This window comes from Geobacillus sp. Manikaran-105 (genome assembly GCF_002809955.1).
Lineage (GTDB): Bacteria > Bacillota > Bacilli > Bacillales > Anoxybacillaceae > Geobacillus > Geobacillus thermophilus.
Genome location: NZ_PIJG01000003.1, coordinates 39,824 through 55,378 on the forward strand (window position 1 = coordinate 39,824; position 15,555 = coordinate 55,378).

General features: G+C 49.2%; 16 protein-coding genes. All 16 read left to right on the forward strand.

The features are described 5' to 3' along the window. Nucleotides 1-15: 15 nt before the first annotated feature. The 16 genes from CV945_RS01655 (at nucleotide 16) to CV945_RS01725 (ending at nucleotide 15,530) form a co-directional block, all read left to right on the forward strand. The gene (locus CV945_RS01655) at nucleotides 16-912 is read left to right on the forward strand and encodes a fumarylacetoacetate hydrolase family protein (protein ID WP_100659002.1); all 897 of its coding nucleotides are present in this window, start codon (nucleotides 16-18) and stop codon (nucleotides 910-912) included. A gap of 20 nt (nucleotides 913-932) precedes the next feature. After that, complete coding sequence (gene gucD, locus CV945_RS01660; protein WP_100659003.1) at nucleotides 933-2,399, forward strand: alpha-ketoglutaric semialdehyde dehydrogenase GucD; 1,467 nt, start codon at nucleotides 933-935, stop codon at nucleotides 2,397-2,399. A 106-nt stretch (nucleotides 2,400-2,505) separates the two neighbouring features. After that, complete coding sequence (larE, locus tag CV945_RS01665; RefSeq protein WP_011231451.1) at nucleotides 2,506-3,330, forward strand: ATP-dependent sacrificial sulfur transferase LarE; 825 nt, start codon at nucleotides 2,506-2,508, stop codon at nucleotides 3,328-3,330. Then, on the forward strand, nucleotides 3,327-4,136 hold the full coding sequence (larB, locus tag CV945_RS01670; RefSeq protein WP_100659004.1) for a nickel pincer cofactor biosynthesis protein LarB: 810 nt from the start codon (nucleotides 3,327-3,329) through the stop codon (nucleotides 4,134-4,136). Before larE ends, larB begins: the two co-directional genes overlap by 4 nt. After that, nucleotides 4,133-5,368 carry a nickel pincer cofactor biosynthesis protein LarC gene (larC, locus tag CV945_RS01675; RefSeq protein WP_100659005.1) on the forward strand — a complete coding sequence of 412 codons (1,236 nt, stop codon included), beginning with the start codon at nucleotides 4,133-4,135 and terminating at the stop codon, nucleotides 5,366-5,368. Before larB ends, larC begins: the two co-directional genes overlap by 4 nt. 3 nt (nucleotides 5,369-5,371) lie before the next feature. After that, on the forward strand, nucleotides 5,372-5,992 hold the full coding sequence (locus CV945_RS01680; protein ID WP_100659006.1) for an urease accessory protein: 621 nt from the start codon (nucleotides 5,372-5,374) through the stop codon (nucleotides 5,990-5,992). 14 nt (nucleotides 5,993-6,006) lie between these two features. After that, nucleotides 6,007-6,921: a dihydrodipicolinate synthase family protein gene (locus CV945_RS01685; protein ID WP_100659007.1), complete on the forward strand. Its 915-nt coding sequence runs from the start codon at nucleotides 6,007-6,009 to the stop codon at nucleotides 6,919-6,921. Nucleotides 6,922-6,970: 49 nt separating this feature from the next. After that, nucleotides 6,971-7,927, forward strand: coding sequence for a U32 family peptidase (locus CV945_RS01690; protein WP_013145105.1), 957 nt, complete (start codon nucleotides 6,971-6,973; stop codon nucleotides 7,925-7,927). A gap of 48 nt (nucleotides 7,928-7,975) precedes the next feature. Continuing rightward, the gene (locus tag CV945_RS01695) at nucleotides 7,976-8,296 is read left to right on the forward strand and encodes a UxaA family hydrolase (protein ID WP_063192768.1); all 321 of its coding nucleotides are present in this window, start codon (nucleotides 7,976-7,978) and stop codon (nucleotides 8,294-8,296) included. After that, nucleotides 8,268-9,434: a UxaA family hydrolase gene (locus CV945_RS01700; RefSeq protein ID WP_100659008.1), complete on the forward strand. Its 1,167-nt coding sequence runs from the start codon at nucleotides 8,268-8,270 to the stop codon at nucleotides 9,432-9,434. Before CV945_RS01695 ends, CV945_RS01700 begins: the two co-directional genes overlap by 29 nt. 50 nt (nucleotides 9,435-9,484) lie before the next feature. Continuing rightward, on the forward strand, nucleotides 9,485-10,441 hold the full coding sequence (locus CV945_RS01705) for a sugar kinase (RefSeq protein ID WP_100659009.1): 957 nt from the start codon (nucleotides 9,485-9,487) through the stop codon (nucleotides 10,439-10,441). An 11-nt stretch (nucleotides 10,442-10,452) separates the two neighbouring features. Further along, the gene (locus tag CV945_RS01710; protein ID WP_100659010.1) at nucleotides 10,453-11,109 is read left to right on the forward strand and encodes a bifunctional 4-hydroxy-2-oxoglutarate aldolase/2-dehydro-3-deoxy-phosphogluconate aldolase; all 657 of its coding nucleotides are present in this window, start codon (nucleotides 10,453-10,455) and stop codon (nucleotides 11,107-11,109) included. Between the two features lie 4 nt (nucleotides 11,110-11,113). Further along, complete coding sequence (gene dgoD / locus CV945_RS01715) at nucleotides 11,114-12,262, forward strand: galactonate dehydratase (protein WP_100659011.1); 1,149 nt, start codon at nucleotides 11,114-11,116, stop codon at nucleotides 12,260-12,262. 61 nt (nucleotides 12,263-12,323) lie between these two features. After that, the gene (locus CV945_RS01720) at nucleotides 12,324-13,325 is read left to right on the forward strand and encodes a C-terminal binding protein (RefSeq protein WP_100659012.1); all 1,002 of its coding nucleotides are present in this window, start codon (nucleotides 12,324-12,326) and stop codon (nucleotides 13,323-13,325) included. A gap of 71 nt (nucleotides 13,326-13,396) precedes the next feature. Then, entirely contained in the window at nucleotides 13,397-13,519 is a 123-nt protein-coding gene (locus tag CV945_RS17740; RefSeq protein WP_255407699.1) for a hypothetical protein, read from the forward strand. A gap of 298 nt (nucleotides 13,520-13,817) precedes the next feature. Next, the gene (locus tag CV945_RS01725) at nucleotides 13,818-15,530 is read left to right on the forward strand and encodes a sigma 54-interacting transcriptional regulator (protein WP_369806432.1); all 1,713 of its coding nucleotides are present in this window, start codon (nucleotides 13,818-13,820) and stop codon (nucleotides 15,528-15,530) included. Nucleotides 15,531-15,555 lie beyond the last annotated feature (25 nt).

Genomic DNA, 15,555 nt, shown 5'->3' on the forward strand with positions numbered 1-15,555 from the left:
TAAGGGGAGAGGGTTATGAGAATTATTCGCTACTTAGAAGATTCACAGGAGATAGTCGCCGCGGTTACCGATGATCATATCGTGTATCCGCTCCCGTTCCGCGATTTGATGGAGGTGGTTCGCGAAGCAAAACACCGCCAAATATCGACTGTCAGCTATATTCAAACGCTGATTAGCGGAAAACAAGGGATCCACAAAGAGATAGGGGAATTGAATTTGCTTGCGCCGATTGTCGCCCCTGAGGTATGGGCGTCGGGCGTCACCTACGAGAAAAGCCGTGAGGCGAGAAACTATGAAACGGTCGAGAAGGCAGCGGGCCAGGAAACGTGCTATGACCGGGTATACAACGCGGAAAGGCCGGAACTCTTTTTGAAATCAACTGCGGCGCGTACGATTGGCCCGAATGCCCCCGTGTATTTGCGCAGTGATTCCAACTGGCAAATTCCTGAGCCGGAACTTGGACTGGTGATCACCCGAGAAGGGGAAATCGTTGGGTATACGATTGGAAACGACATGAGCTGCCGGGATATCGAGGGGGAAAATCCATTGTACTTGCCGCAGGCAAAAATATGGAAACATTCGTGCGCCATTGGGCCGGCGATCCGTCTCGCGGAGACAGTGGAAGACCCGTATAACCTGCAACTGACTTGCCGCATTTACCGCAACGACCAACTTGTTGTTGAGGAAAGCGCCAATACAAGACAGTTGAGAAGAAGATACGATGAGCTAGTATCTTTTTTGCTTCGCGACAATGAGGTGTTTGATGGTACGGTATTATTGACGGGAACAAGTATTGTTCCGCCGAATCAGTTTACCCTTGAAGATGGGGATCGAATTGAAATTGAGGTTCCCGGGATCGGGGTGTTATCTAATCCAGTAAAATCGCTGGTAAAACAAACTGTTACTAAATAAGAAGAGGGAGTGGGGAAAAGATGGCTGTGCAAACAGAAATCAAAACGTATTTAAACTACATTGATGGTAGTTGGGTCGGTTCGGTGAGCAAGAACGTCGAACCGAGCATCAATCCAGCAAATCGAAATGACATTGTCGGGTATGTTCCGCGCTCGACACTGGAAGATTTAAACGCGGCTGTAGCTGCGGCCAAACAGGCGCAGAAATCGTGGTGGAAGCGATCTGGGATCGAGAGAGGAGAGTACTTGTATAAAGCGGCGCTTCTTTTAGAGCAGCGCCTTGACGATATTGCCGAAACGATGACAAGAGAAATGGGAAAAACTTTGGCCGAGGCAAAAGCGGAGACGATGAGGGGCGTTCATATATTGCGTTACTATGCGGGTGAAGGAGCGCGGAAAGTGGGCGATGTGATCCCATCGAGCGACAGTGAGGGGTTGATGTTTACGACCCGTGTTCCGCTTGGGGTTGTCGGGGTCATTTCGCCATGGAATTTCCCTGTCGCCATTCCCATCTGGAAAATGGCGCCGGCGCTTGTGTACGGAAATACGGTCGTGCTCAAACCGGCAAGCGAAACAGCTGTGACAGCGGCGAAAGTGATTGAATGCTTCCATGAAGCGGGCTTCCCGAAAGGGGTCGTCAATATGGTGTGCGGTTCTGGATCCGTCATTGGTCAAGGGATCGCGAACCATCCAGATGTTGATGGCGTCACCTTTACCGGCTCCAACACGGTTGGAAAACAAGTCGGAAGAGCGGCATTTGAGCGCGGGGCCAAATACCAGCTCGAGATGGGGGGGAAAAACCCGGTTATTGTGGCCAAAGACGCCGATTTGGATCTCGCTGTTGAGGGGACGATCAGCGGTGGTTTGCGCTCAACGGGGCAAAAATGTACAGCCACAAGCCGCGTTTTTATTGAGCGGGAAGTGTACGAACCGTTTAAAGAAAAACTTCTTGAACGGGTGAAACAGCTGAAAATCGGGAATGGCATGGATGCTGAAACGTGGATGGGGCCATGTGCCAGTGAATCGCAGCTTAATACGGTTTTATCCTATATTGAAAAGGGAAAAGCTGAAGGCGCCAAATTGATTTATGGAGGCAATAGATGTACAGAAGGCGAACTGGCCAATGGTTTTTACGTCGAGCCGACGATTTTTGAAGAGGTCGACCTTCAAATGACGATTGCCCGCGAAGAAATCTTTGGCCCAGTATTGGTGTTGATTCCAGTCGACAGCATTGAGGAGGCGATTGAATTGGCCAACGATACAGAATATGGGCTGAGCGCCTCGATCTATACGAAAAACATTGGGAATATTCTTGACTTCATTAAGGATATTGAGGCGGGAATGGTCAAAGTCAACGCAGAAACAGCGGGGGTTGAGTACCAAGCACCGTTTGGCGGAATGAAGCAATCAAGCTCACATTCTCGGGAACAAGGACAGGCGGCCATTGAGTTTTTCACAACAATCAAAACTGTATTTGTGAAAGCCTAATTAAGCAATAGGTTTTACAGAATAGCACATAGGTGTCCCATTACTAGGGGACACCTTCTCACCGAATAGTTTTATGGACAATGACAACGGAAAGGGGGAGAGTGGGTTGGAGAAACATTTATTGCAGAAGAGAGAGCAGCTCATCCATATTCTTAAGGGAATGGGAAATGTATTAGTTGCTTTTTCCGGCGGGGTAGATAGCACGTTTTTATTGGCAATGGCAAAAGAGGTACTGGGCGATCAGGTGCTTGCCGTGACTGCTGTTTCGGAAACATTTCCAACTCGTGAAGTGCAACATGCAACTAAACTGGCGGAGCAAATAGGGGTTAAACATATAAAAATTCAAATTAATGAACTCAAGAATGAGGACTTTGTCAAAAATGATCTTTATCGCTGTTTCCACTGCAAAAACAATTTATACACCCATTTAGGAGAATTAGCTAGAAAATATAGTGAGACTTACACTGTTGTTGATGGCTCCAACATGGATGATCTAGGGGAATATCGTCCAGGGCTTCAGGCAGCTAGGCAGCTCGGGGTTCGGAGTCCTCTTCAAGAAGCGGAGCTATACAAGAAAGAGATTCGAATTTTATCGAAAGAAATGGGCCTGGAAACATGGGATAAACCGTCGTTCGCTTGTTTATCTTCTCGTATTCCTTATGGACAAAAAATTACAAAAGAGAAAATCGAGCAACTGGACCAGTCTGAAGAATTCCTTTTCAATCTCGGCTTCCGTCAGATTCGTGTTCGTCACCATGGAGAAATAGCGAGAATCGAAGTGTTGCCTGAAGAGATGGAAATGGTGATCAGGCATCGTCAAACGATTTATAACAAGTTGAAAGAGTTAGGTTTTTTATATGTGACCCTTGATCTTAGAGGATATAAATCTGGAAGTATGAATGAGATGTTAGAAAAGGGAATGGTGAAATGAGCGAGGTTATAAAAGAAACGCTGAACAGGTTAAAAGAAGGGAGCATTTCGGTAGAGGAAGCATATCGAACCCTAGCCTCCTATGATCATCTCGGATATGCCACATTAGATATTCAGCGGGAGCGAAGAAAAGGATTTCCGGAGATCATTTTTGGAGAAGGGAAATCAAGGGAGCATTTACTTGGTATTTTTGAACGATTAATGAGATTTCATAAAAAGGTGGTTGCTACACGCGTTGATCAAGAGAAAGCTTCTTACCTGACGGCCAACCTCAAGGAACGTTATCCAACGGAACATTTTGAGTATCGGAATGATTGCAATATTTTTTATTGGATTTCTCATGATTATGTCGAAATAAAAAAACCAGGTTATATAGCGGTTGTTAGCGCGGGGACATCAGATTTTTCTGTTGCTGAAGAGGCGGCGGTAACGGCTGAGTTATTAGGGTGCGAAGTAAAGCGAATATATGATGTAGGCGTTGCGGGTATTCACCGATTACTCGACAAAATCGAGATGATTGAACGTTCCCGTGTCGTCATTGTAGTTGCTGGGATGGAAGGAGCACTCGCGAGTGTGGTCGGTGGACTTGTTTCCAAACCGGTTATCGCTGTTCCTACAAGTGTTGGATATGGTGCAAACTTTCGAGGGCTCTCAGCTTTGCTTACTATGTTGAATTCATGTGCAAGCGGTGTTTCCGTCGTGAATATTGATAACGGGTTTGGTGCGGGGTATTATGCTGCTACAGTCATGGCCGTTATTGAGCAGGCTGTTGCTGAGGCCAAAACGTTAGGGAGAGAAGAAAAATGAAGATTTTGTACTTGGACTGTTTTTCCGGAATCAGCGGCGATATGATGGTGGGCGCTCTCGTGGATGCGGGCGTGCCACCGGAGAAAATTGAGGTGGAACTGAAAAAATTACCTCTGTCAGGTTATCAATTGCAATGGGGCAAGGTGATGAAAAAAGGGATTTCTGCTACGAAATTCGATGTCATTATGCTAGAGAACATCGAGGATAGTCATGATCATGAAAGACATCATGCTCATAGGCATTATTCAGATATTGTCGATATGATTGAGCGTTCGGAATTAAACGTGGAAGTCAAAAAACGAAGCGAACAAATTTTTCATTGTATTGCTGTTGCAGAGGCAAAAATCCATGGCATTCCCATTGAAAAAGTTCATTTTCACGAGGTTGGAGCTGTTGACTCTATTGTTGACATTGTCGCTACAGCGATTGCACTCACGGAACTTCATGTCGACTATATTGTTTCTGCACCTGTCCCGTTAGGATACGGATCCATTCGTTGTGCACATGGCATATATCCCATTCCAGCCCCGGCAACGTTAGAAATTCTTCAGGGCGTGCCAGTCATTTCTAACCATTTGCCGTTTGAATTGACGACTCCGACTGGGGCTGGGATTATCAAAAGTCAAGTGAATTCATACGGACCAATTCCATCAATGAAAATATCAGCAGTTGGATACGGTGCTGGAACACGTGACTTGCCCGATCAACCAAACGTGTTGCGGGTAGTAATCGGGGAGAGGATTCATACAAGATTGGATAGTCTGCCGTTATCCCATTCGAAAGAAGAGACGGTTTATATTCTTGAGTGTCAGCTGGACGATATGCCAGGAGAAGTGCTTGGATATGTGATGGATGGGCTCTTTCAAAAAGGAGCGCTTGATGTATTTTATACTCCTGTTTTTATGAAGAAAAACCGTCCCGGTGTTCTTTTGACGGTTTTGACTTCAGCAACTCATGTAGAGCAGTGCGAGCAATTTATGCTGAAAGAGACAACGACTCTTGGCATTCGAAAAGATATCTGGGTGCGAGAGGTTTTAGAAAGAGACGTTGTGACCGTTGCTACATTGTACGGAAATATTCGCGTTAAACAGGCTATACACAAGGGAAAGGTGATCAGGCAGATGCCGGAGTATGAGGATGTGAAGGAAGCAGCCCTCACTCATCAGGTAGCATTTTTAGACGTTTATGCAGAAGCTGCGGAACAGGCTAGAAGAAGGATAAAAGGGGAATGACGAATGGAGGCAGGGGTCGTTTCAACGTTAATAGCTGGTCTGTTGTTGGGGATAAAGCATTCTTTCGAGCCGGATCACGTGATAGCCGTTTCAACTATTGCAAGCAAAAGCAAAAGTTTGTTTCGTTCTTTATTAGCGGGTGTATGTTGGGGATTAGGTCATAGTTTCGTTTTGATTATGGTTGGTTTGTTGGTTATTGTGCTCAAATTTCAAATTCCTCCGAAAATTGAATCAGGTTTTGAAATCGCGGTTGGGATGATGCTTGTTTATTTAGGGGGAAGCTCGTTGTTTGCCATGAATAGACGAAGTGGTTATCTTTCTTTGGATAAAGTAAATAACATGATCTACGCTAAATCGATCGCGATTGGCGGAATACATGGCCTAGCAGGAAGTGTAGCTTTAACCATTTTCGTTTTGTCAACAGTAGATAATGTTGCTGTCGCGGCTTTATACATTTTGGTTTTTGGTGCAGGAACCATTATTGGAATGGCTTGTTTTACTACTGCTTTAGCGCTTCCTATTGTGCTGGGCAGGGCGCGTCTCAATATAGGGAAAGCGCTGGAGTTTACAACAGCATTGGCCAGCCTTTGTTTTGGAGGATATTATTTATACTGCCATATATGAAAGGGGAAACAAAAATGTCTTATGACTTGAAAGGTATTATTCCTCCAGTTGTCACCTTATTCAATGAGAAAGGCGAGTTTGATTGGGAAGCAAATTATCTTCTCGCCGACTACTTGATTGAGCGAGGCGTTCACGGATTGCTCTATATGGGAAGCACAGGGGAGTTTTCCACTTTGATGACCGAAGAGAGGAAAAATTTTGCGGAGCGGATGATACGATACATAGATGGACGTGTTCCAGTTCTCATTGGCACAGGGTCGACATCGCTAAAGGAGACAATTTCTTTATCACAACATGCTGAATCGATCGGAGCGAGCGGTGTACTCGTTGTTAACCCGTTTTATTGGAAATATACGGAGCGCCAGCTATATGACTACTATATAAGCGTGGCTCAAAGCATTCGTATCCCTTTGTTGATTTACAATATCCCATTGCTGACTGGGCAGGATTTGTCTTCGGATCTTGTGTTGAGGCTCGCATTGGATCAGGAAAATATTGCTGGAATTAAAGACACGACAGAGAAACTAGGACATATTCGCCAGTTGATCCGCATTAAGGAACAGAGAAAGGATTTCGTCGTGTTTGCCGCTTTTGACGATCTTCTTTTTCCATCCTTGCAAATGGGGGCTGCCGGCGCTATCAACGGTACGGCTGTGTTTTGTCCCGAGCTGTCCGTCAGGCTGTTTGAGAGCTTTCAAGCCCAACAATATGAAGAGACGTTCAGGGTAAACGCATCGATTTTGCAGCTTATGGAGATTTACGAGCTTTCTCAACCGCTGTTTCTTGCGATTAAAGAGGCCGTTCATCAGTTGATTTTAGGTCGGCAGACAGCACTGAGGCTGCCTTTAAAAGAGTGCGCGGATTTGAAAGAACGTGTCCATATGTTTCTGAATAAACATAATCTTCATATAAACAAAGTGAGAAAATAGAAAAGAGCGTTTTCAGAATGGCTACATAGAAAATGAAGGGGTGGTCAACATGTTTATGAAGGAAACACGAGAGTTTCTTGAATCGCTAGGTTATCCAGGTGGTGACTGTTACGATCTTCCTACTTCCGCCAAACGCTTCCCCGATGGGGCACAATATCGCGTGGAGATTCCGAGCGTTGAAGGGCCGCGGGCGCTTGAGGCGGTGCTTGAGGAAGCGGATCGTCTAGGGGTCACGATTCACCGAGTATCGCAGGGAAGTGGAATCATGCTCTTGACAGATGAGGAGATCAGCGATATGTGTCAAATGTGCGCGAGCCGGGGGATTGAACTCAGCCTGTTCGTCGGCCCGAGGGGCACTTGGGACATCAGTGCGTTGCCGTTCACTTCCTCTGGAAAAGCGGCTGGGCTTCGCCATGAAGGAATGGATCAGCTAGTTTATGCTATTGAGGACCTGAAACGAGCAGCCCAGTTAGGAGTAAGAGGGGCTTTAGTGGCAGATGAAGGGTTGTTGCTTTTAACAAAAGAAATGAAACATCGAGGGATATTGCCGCAAAACTTTGTCATCAAGGTGTCGGTACAAATGATGGCCTCAAATCCGGTATCAATTAAGCTGATGGAGCAGTTGGGGGCTGACACATATAACGTTCCGACTGCCTTAACTTTGCCGAAGCTGGCAGCGATCCGCCAGACGGTTAACCTTCCTCTTGATGTGTACGTAGAAGTACCCGACGGATTCGGTGGATTCATTAGACATTATGAGATCCCTGAGATCATCCGTATTTTGGCGCCTGTTTATATTAAGTTCGGTTTGCGCAACCATCCAGACGTCTATCCATCCGGGAAACACTTGGAATCGGTGAACATTGAATTATGTCGGGAACGAGTGCGTCGGGCGGCGCTAGGAATGCGGATCGTTGAACAATATTATCCGGAAGCGGTTACGTCAAAATTAGGCGCTGAAGGGTTAGGCGTTCCAGTGACAGGCGTGCAAAATGCCAAGGTCTAAGTAGGAAAGGAGCCTTGATAGATCAACATTTCTAGAGGGAGGGATACAATGTCGCCCTATCGTTTCGTAATCTTAAACCCAAAAGACAACGTCGCCACTGCCTTGGATTTTATTCCAGCTGGAAGCGTCGTAAAAATTACCTATCAAAACCGGGAACAGGACATCACCATAAAGCAACCTATTGAGTTTGGACACAAGTTTGCCATTGTGCCAATCAAACAAGGAGAAGATGTTTTAAAGTATGGGGAAGTAATCGGGGTTGCTTCGAATGATATTGCCGAAGGAGAGCACGTTCACGTCCATAACGTGGAAGGAAAAAGGGGAAGGGGAGATCGAAAGCATGGAAAACGCTCAATTTTGGGGGTATAGACGTCCTGATGGACGGGTGGGAGTTCGAAACCATGTGCTCATTTTACCGACCATTGTGTGTGCTACTCAGGCGGCAAGACAAGTGACGGAGCTGATCCACGGCACGGTGTCTTTCATCCATCAGCACGGATGCGCCCAAGTCGGCGTGGATTATGAACAGACGTTTCGCACGTATGTCGGCATGGGAGCGAACCCAAATGTATACGGCGTCGTGGTGATGGGGCTTGGCTGTGAAACCCATCAAGGGAGAAGCGTGGCCCAAGAAATTGCGAAAAGCGGCAAACCGGTTGAGCTTGTATCCATTCAAGACCATGGCGGAACATTGGGCGCCATCGCCGAGGCGGCGAGAATCGCTGCCAAAATGGTGCAAGATGCTTCGGCTTTAGTGCGTGAGCCGTTTGATATCAGCGAGCTGATCGTCGGAACAGAGTGCGGAGGGTCGGATGCGTGTTCCGGGCTTTCAGCTAATCCGGCCGTTGGGTATGTCAGCGATATGGTTGTTGACCGAGGAGGGACCGTCATCCTGGCAGAAACGACCGAGCTGATCGGGGCAGAACATCTTTTGGCCAACCGGGCGGTCGATGACCGGGTGGCGAAAAGAGTATACGAGGTAATTGAGGCCATGGAGAAACGGGCCATGATGATGGGGGTCGACATCCGCACCGGGAATCCGAGCCCTGGAAACCGAAAAGGCGGATTGACGACGCTGGAAGAAAAATCGCTCGGCGCCGCGGCAAAAGCCGGAACCCGGCCGTTGCAAGAACTGATCAACTATGCCGAGCGGCCGACGAAAAAAGGACTTGTCTGGATGGACACTCCAGGACACGATATTGAACAACTGACTGGGATGGTCGCAGGCGGGGCGCAAGTCGTTTTGTTTACAAGCGGACGCGGCACGCCGACCGGTTCGCCGATTGCGCCGGTGATCAAAATCGCGACGAACACCCCGATGTTTGAGCGAATGAGAGAAAATATGGATGTCAACGCCGGTACGATCATTGAGGGGAAAGAATCGCTCGAATCGGTGGGGCAGAGAATTTTCGACGAATTGCTTCTGACGGCCTCAGGGAAGCTGACTAAATCCGAAATCTTAAAACAGCATGATTTCGGCATTTGGAGAATTGGGCCGACCTTTTAACCTATGTTCCGGACTGTTGTGATGAAAGTGAATATGTGGAGGGACTCATCATGAAGACGCTTGATGTCGTCACGTTTGGAGAAACGATGGTTTTATTTACATCTGAAGCCATGACCCCAATTGAGTATAGCAACAATTTTTCGAAGCAAATTGGGGGAGCAGAATCGAATGTTGCCATCGGATTGCAAAGGCTCGGCCATTCTGTCGGGTGGTTCAGCAAACTTGGGAATGACCCGTTTGGAAGATACATCCACAAATTGATCAGGGGCGAAGGGGTCGACACGTCCCGATGCATTTATACGGATGAAGCTCCGACCGGGATTTTCTTTAAGGAAAACCGCTCGCCAACCAATATAAAAGTCTACTATTACCGCCAACACTCGGCGGCGAGTTTACTGTCCCCAGGCGATCTTGATGAGGAGTATATCGCTCGTGCCAAATTCCTTCATGTGACAGGGATTACCCCAGCTCTGAGTCCGTCATGCCGGGAAGCGGTTTTTAAGGCGATCGATATCGCCAAACGGCATAAGGTGAAAATCGTTTTTGACCCGAACATCCGGCTGAAACTTTGGACGGTGGAGGAGGCAAGGCCTGTGCTGCTTCAGATGGCCGTTGAGGCGGATGTCATTTTGCCGGGGCTTGACGAAGGAAAATGGCTGTCGGGACGGAACACGCCTGAAGAAATCGCCAGCTTCTTCGGAAATGAAAAGCTCGTCATTATCAAGCTAGGGGAGCAAGGGGCGTATTATCGGTTCGGAAACGAACACGGATATGTCAAAGGTTTTGCCGTGCCGCAGGTTGTGGATCCGGTCGGGGCGGGCGACGGGTTCGCGGCCGGAGTGATCAGCGGACTGTTGCGGAATGAGCCGATTCCCGAGGCGGTGAGGCGCGGGAATGCCGTCGGAGCCATTGTCGTTGGAACGAACGGGGATGTGGAAGGGCTGCCGAACAAGGAAGAGTTGGAAGAATTTTTGCAAGGTGTTCGTCATGCGGATGTAAGGCGGTAGGGGGGAAAGAGATGGATAAGATTGATCATCTTAGCCGGTTGAAAAATTCAAAATTAGTGGCGGTGATTCGAAAGCCGAAAAGGTCGCAAATTTTTCAAATCGCCGAGGCGCTTGTCGCCGGGGGGGTTGAGGTGCTCGAGGTGACGGTCGACACTCCCGGCGGTTTCGAAATGATTGCCGAACTGAAGGAGACGTTCGGCGCAAAAGCGATTGTCGGAGCCGGGACTGTATTGGATGCCGAAACGGCTAAGCGGGCGATTGAGGCTGGTGCGGACTTTATTTTTTCCCCTATTTTTGATGAGGAGACGATCTCGGTGACAAACCGGTACGGGAAAATTTCCATCCCAGGCGTGATGACGCCGACGGAAATCGTCAAGGCTTATCAAATGGGGGCTGATTTGTTAAAAGTATTTCCGGCTGGCTCCTTAGGACCTCAATACTTTAAAGAGCTGAGCGGGCCGTTAGGTCATATTCCGCTCATGCCAACCGGCGGCGTTACGTTGGAAAATGCGGGGGCGTTTATCCGAAACGGTGCCACGGCTGTAGGGGTCGGCAGTGCTCTATTAAATAAACAGGTTATTGAGGAGGGGCGGTTTGATCTTCTCAGGGAAACAGCAAAGAAATTTGTAGAGACGGTGAGAAACGCAGCGGAAAGAGAGGAGAAATAAGGGAATGAAGATTACGAAATTCGAGACGTTTCTTGTCCCGCCGCGCTGGCTGTTTTTAAAAATCAGTACAGATGAAGGAATTGCCGGATGGGGTGAACCGATTGTCGAGGGAAGGGCGAACACTGTGCGCGCGGCGGTGGAAGAGCTGAGCGACTATTTAATTGGAAAGGATCCGCTGGCGATTGAGGAGCATTGGACCGTTCTTTATCGGGGAGGGTTTTACCGCGGGGGGCCTATTTTGATGAGCGCCATTTCCGGAATTGATCAGGCGCTTTGGGATATTAAAGGAAAATACTTCAATGTCCCCGTTCATCAACTGCTTGGCGGTCCGGTTCGCGATCGTATTCGGGTTTACAGTTGGATCGGCGGCGACCGACCAAGCGACGTTGCCGAAGCGGCTAAAAAAGCAAAAGAAGCGGGGTTTACAGCAGTAAAAATGAATGCTACAGAGGAGCTGCAATATATCGATTCGTACAAAAAGATTGAGGAAGCAGTCGAACGGGTGGCTGCCGTGCGCCAAGCGGCGGGCAAGGAGTTCGGAATCGGCATCGATTTCCACGGCCGTGTTCACAAGCCGATGGCAAAAATGTTGGCCAAAGAGCTTGAACCCTACCACCCGATGTTTATCGAAGAACCGGTACTGCCGGAACATAATGAAGCATTGAGGGAAATCGCTAGGCACTCAAATATCCCGATCGCGACCGGAGAACGAATGTTTTCGCGATGGGATTTCAAAACCGTTTTATCAGAAGGGTATGTCGATATTATTCAGCCGGACCTTTCCCACGCCGGCGGGATTACAGAAGTAAGGAAAATTGCAACAATGGCTGAGGCGTATGATGTCGCATTGGCGCCGCATTGCCCGTTAGGCCCGATTGCGTTGGCCGCCTCTTTGCAAGTGGATGCGGTGTCGTATAACGCTTTTATCCAGGAACAAAGCCTTGGCATCCACTACAATCAAGGGAACGATCTCCTTGATTATTTAGTCGATCCTTCTGTATTTGAGTATCAAAACGGGTATGTCAAAATTCCGCAAGGGCCCGGACTAGGAATTGAGATTAATGAAGAGTATGTGAGAGAAATGGCAGCTATAGGACACAACTGGAAAAATCCTATTTGGCGTCATGCCGATGGTTCGGTGGCCGAATGGTAGGAACAGCGCAATGGCAAGCAGATGGCTTTTACATTTTTTAAAAGAGCGGGGGAGGAACAATATGAAAAAATTCAAAGTTGTGGTGACAGACTATGAATTCCAAACATTAGCGCCCGAGCAAGAGGTGCTTTCTCCTCTTAACGTGGAGTTTGTCGCCGCCCAGTGCCGCACCGAGGAAGAAGTCATTGCCGCCTGCAAGGATGCTGATGCCATCATTAACCAATATGCGCCAATATCGGCAAACGTGATCGCTCAGCTGGAGAAATGCAAAGTCATTTCCCGGTATGGGGTCGGCGTCAATACCGTTGACGTGGATGCCGCCACCGAAAAAGGGATTATTGTAGCCAATGTAACAGATTATTCGGTGGACGAGGTGTCGGACCATGCGTTGGCGCTCTTGCTTTCGTTAGCCCGCAAAATTGTAAAGTTAAACCACGAAGTGAAAAACGGGGTATGGAATTTTAATGTCGGCAAGCCGATTTACCGGCTGCGGGGGAGAACGCTCGGTCTTGTGGGATTGGGAAGAATTCCGCAAGCGTTGGCGAAAAAGGCCCAATCTTTCGGCTTGCATGTCATTGCCTATGACCCGTACGTTCCGGCAGAAGTGGCAAACGAGCTGAATGTTCAGCTTGTAGGGCTAAACGACTTGTTCCGGCAATCGGACTATATTTCCGTCCATGCGCCGTTAACGAAAGAAACAAAAGGCATGATCAGCGACGAACAGTTCAACCTGGCGAAAAAGGAATTGATCATCGTCAATACGGCCCGCGGTCCGGTCATCGATGAATCGGCTCTCATTCGGGCTTTGCAAGACGGAAAAATTGCCGGCGCCGGGCTTGATGTGACCGAATGCGAGCCGATTCAGCCGGACAACCCTCTGCTTCGGATGGAGAATGTTGTGATTACGCCGCACGTCGCTTGGTATTCCGAAGAATCCGAACGGGAGTTGAAACGGAAAACCGCCCAAAACGTCGCCGATGTACTGTCCGGGCATTATCCGAACTATTTCGTCAACCCTCGTGTAAAAGAAAAAGTCCAGTTGAAAGAAAAGCAATTCGTATAAGGACATCATTCCTTAGGACAGTCGATCTGAAAACCGGTACTTCGATTCAAGGGCGTGCTGAATGAGGGAGGTTGGAACCGCGGCCGAACAGCCGAAAACCGAAAACAGCGACTGCTGAACTTTGCACGGTCTTGTTGCGGCAAGCGCCTGCTTCCCGGCGTTATGAGCTGAGCGTCGCCGGCGGCCTCGATTGAACAGGTCGTTCGAAGCGGGACGGAGAAGACGCAGAGATGGCGGATGTCACTTAAAAAATTGAAACAAGAGGAGGGTGTCTCAGAAGCAGCGGGACACCCTTTTCTTCTTATTCGGAATGAACTTATTATTGTGTATTTTGTGCTGCAAGGGAACATCACTATATTCTGGAGAAGCTCCCCTTTAGGCCAGCTCATTTTTGATAAGACCGTTTGTCCTCCATGATTTTCAAGAAAAAGAAAAGAAGGATTTTGGGGACAAACGGCGAACGGTACGTGAAGAGAGAATAGCGGAAGGGGAATGGCGATGACGGTCGGTCAAGGTACAACGATAGTACTTTACTGCCATCAAACATTGCGGGAAGCGATGGAGCTGCTCGTGGCGCATACGATGGACGCTGTTGATGTCATCGATGAGCACGGCCGAACGATCGGGCGGTGCACACAGTGGATGCTGCTATGGGCAGCAGCGCGCGAGATAGACCGCACGACCCTGATTAGGGATGTCCTAGCAGCGTTTTTGGAAGAAGCAGAACACGAAGACAGCGGCGCAGAGACAATGAACATGGAAGTCGACTCCACCTCGGCTGCCGAGTTGGAACGATTGCGGCATGAACTGGAGGAAACGCACCGTCTGGCCGAGACGATGAAAACGGTGCTGGATGCGGCGTACGAAGGGGTGGTTGTCGTCGATGAGGACGGCGTGGTTCGTGAAATCAACCGGGCGTATTGCCAGTTTCTCGGCATCCGCCGCGAAGAAGCGGTCGGGAAGCACGTGACGGACGTGATCGAAAACACCCGTTTGCACATTTGCGTTCAATCCGGCATTCCTGAACGCGGATACATCCAAAAGATTTACGGCCAGCCGATGGTGGTGCACCGCATTCCGATTTGGCGCGACGGCAAGGTGATCGGGGCGATCGGGATGCTTATTTTCCAAGGGGTATCGGAAGTATACGAAATTTTCCGCCGCCTGCAGGAGCTGTCACGTGAGGCGAGCCGGAAGGAGAAGCAAGGGACGGAAGCGAAACCACAGGAGACGGCCGCTTCTGCCCTGAAAGGAATCGAGCGCATCATTGGCCGCCACCCAGCGATCGCAGCCGTGAAGCAGATGATTCGTCGGGCGGCGCGCGTGCCGTCGACGGTGCTCATTACCGGTGAAAGCGGAACGGGGAAAGAGGTGGTGGCGCGGGCGATCCATGAAGCTGGGCCGCATGCGGACGGACCGTTTGTCAGCGTGAATTGCGCCGCCATCCCTGAGTCGTTGTTGGAAGCGGAACTGTTCGGCTATGAGGACGGGGCGTTCACCGGTGCGAAAAAAGGGGGCAAGCCCGGCAAGTTTCAACTCGCCCATCGGGGGACGCTGTTTTTGGATGAAATCGGCGATATGCCGCTTGCCATGCAGGCGAAAATTTTGCGCGTCTTGGAAGAGAAAAAGGTGGAAAAAGTCGGCGGGCTATACGAAACCGTGGTGGACGTGCGCATTATTGCCGCGACGAACAAGCCGCTCGAGGAGATGGTGCGGAATGGAACGTTCCGGGAAGATTTGTTTTACCGCTTGAACATCATTCGCATTCATCTCCCACCGCTGCGCGAGCGGAAAACGGATATTCCGGCGCTGTTGGCTTACCATATGGAACGGATGTGCCGGCAGTTTGGCGTCGCGCCGAAGTCGTTTGCGAAAGAGGCGATGGAGGTGCTGGTCAGCTATTCGTGGCCGGGAAACATCCGTGAGCTCGTCAATGTGGTCGAGTGGCTCATCAGCATGGTCGAAGGGGAGAACGTGGAACGCGGCCACTTGCCGCCTTATCTGTCAACCATTCGGACAGCGGCTGTTTCTTTGCCGGGCGGTGTGAACATCGCTGACCAATGGAAGGAAATGGTCTATCAATCGGAGCGGGAGCGCATCGCGGCGGCGCTCGTCGCCGCAGGCGGCAATAAGGCAGAAGCAGCGAGAAGGCTCGGCATCCACCGGTCGACGTTATACGAGAAGCTGAAAAAGTACGGATTGTAGCCAACGGCGGTGGTGCTGTTGGTTC

What these genes read in the sequence shown, in the direction of transcription:
- CV945_RS01655 (WP_100659002.1), top strand. Translation starts at nt 16, where the DNA reads ATGAGAATTATTCGCTACTTAGAAGATTCACAGGAGATAGTCGCCGCG.
- gucD (WP_100659003.1), top strand. Translation starts at nt 933, where the DNA reads ATGGCTGTGCAAACAGAAATCAAAACGTATTTAAACTACATTGATGGT.
- larB (WP_100659004.1), top strand. Translation starts at nt 3,327, where the DNA reads ATGAGCGAGGTTATAAAAGAAACGCTGAACAGGTTAAAAGAAGGGAGC.
- larC (WP_100659005.1), top strand. Translation starts at nt 4,133, where the DNA reads ATGAAGATTTTGTACTTGGACTGTTTTTCCGGAATCAGCGGCGATATG.
- CV945_RS01680 (WP_100659006.1), top strand. Translation starts at nt 5,372, where the DNA reads ATGGAGGCAGGGGTCGTTTCAACGTTAATAGCTGGTCTGTTGTTGGGG.
- CV945_RS01685 (WP_100659007.1), top strand. Translation starts at nt 6,007, where the DNA reads ATGTCTTATGACTTGAAAGGTATTATTCCTCCAGTTGTCACCTTATTC.
- CV945_RS01690 (WP_013145105.1), top strand. Translation starts at nt 6,971, where the DNA reads ATGTTTATGAAGGAAACACGAGAGTTTCTTGAATCGCTAGGTTATCCA.
- CV945_RS01695 (WP_063192768.1), top strand. Translation starts at nt 7,976, where the DNA reads ATGTCGCCCTATCGTTTCGTAATCTTAAACCCAAAAGACAACGTCGCC.
- CV945_RS01700 (WP_100659008.1), top strand. Translation starts at nt 8,268, where the DNA reads ATGGAAAACGCTCAATTTTGGGGGTATAGACGTCCTGATGGACGGGTG.
- CV945_RS01705 (WP_100659009.1), top strand. Translation starts at nt 9,485, where the DNA reads ATGAAGACGCTTGATGTCGTCACGTTTGGAGAAACGATGGTTTTATTT.
- CV945_RS01710 (WP_100659010.1), top strand. Translation starts at nt 10,453, where the DNA reads ATGGATAAGATTGATCATCTTAGCCGGTTGAAAAATTCAAAATTAGTG.
- dgoD (WP_100659011.1), top strand. Translation starts at nt 11,114, where the DNA reads ATGAAGATTACGAAATTCGAGACGTTTCTTGTCCCGCCGCGCTGGCTG.
- CV945_RS01720 (WP_100659012.1), top strand. Translation starts at nt 12,324, where the DNA reads ATGAAAAAATTCAAAGTTGTGGTGACAGACTATGAATTCCAAACATTA.
- CV945_RS01725 (WP_369806432.1), top strand. Translation starts at nt 13,818, where the DNA reads ATGGCGATGACGGTCGGTCAAGGTACAACGATAGTACTTTACTGCCAT.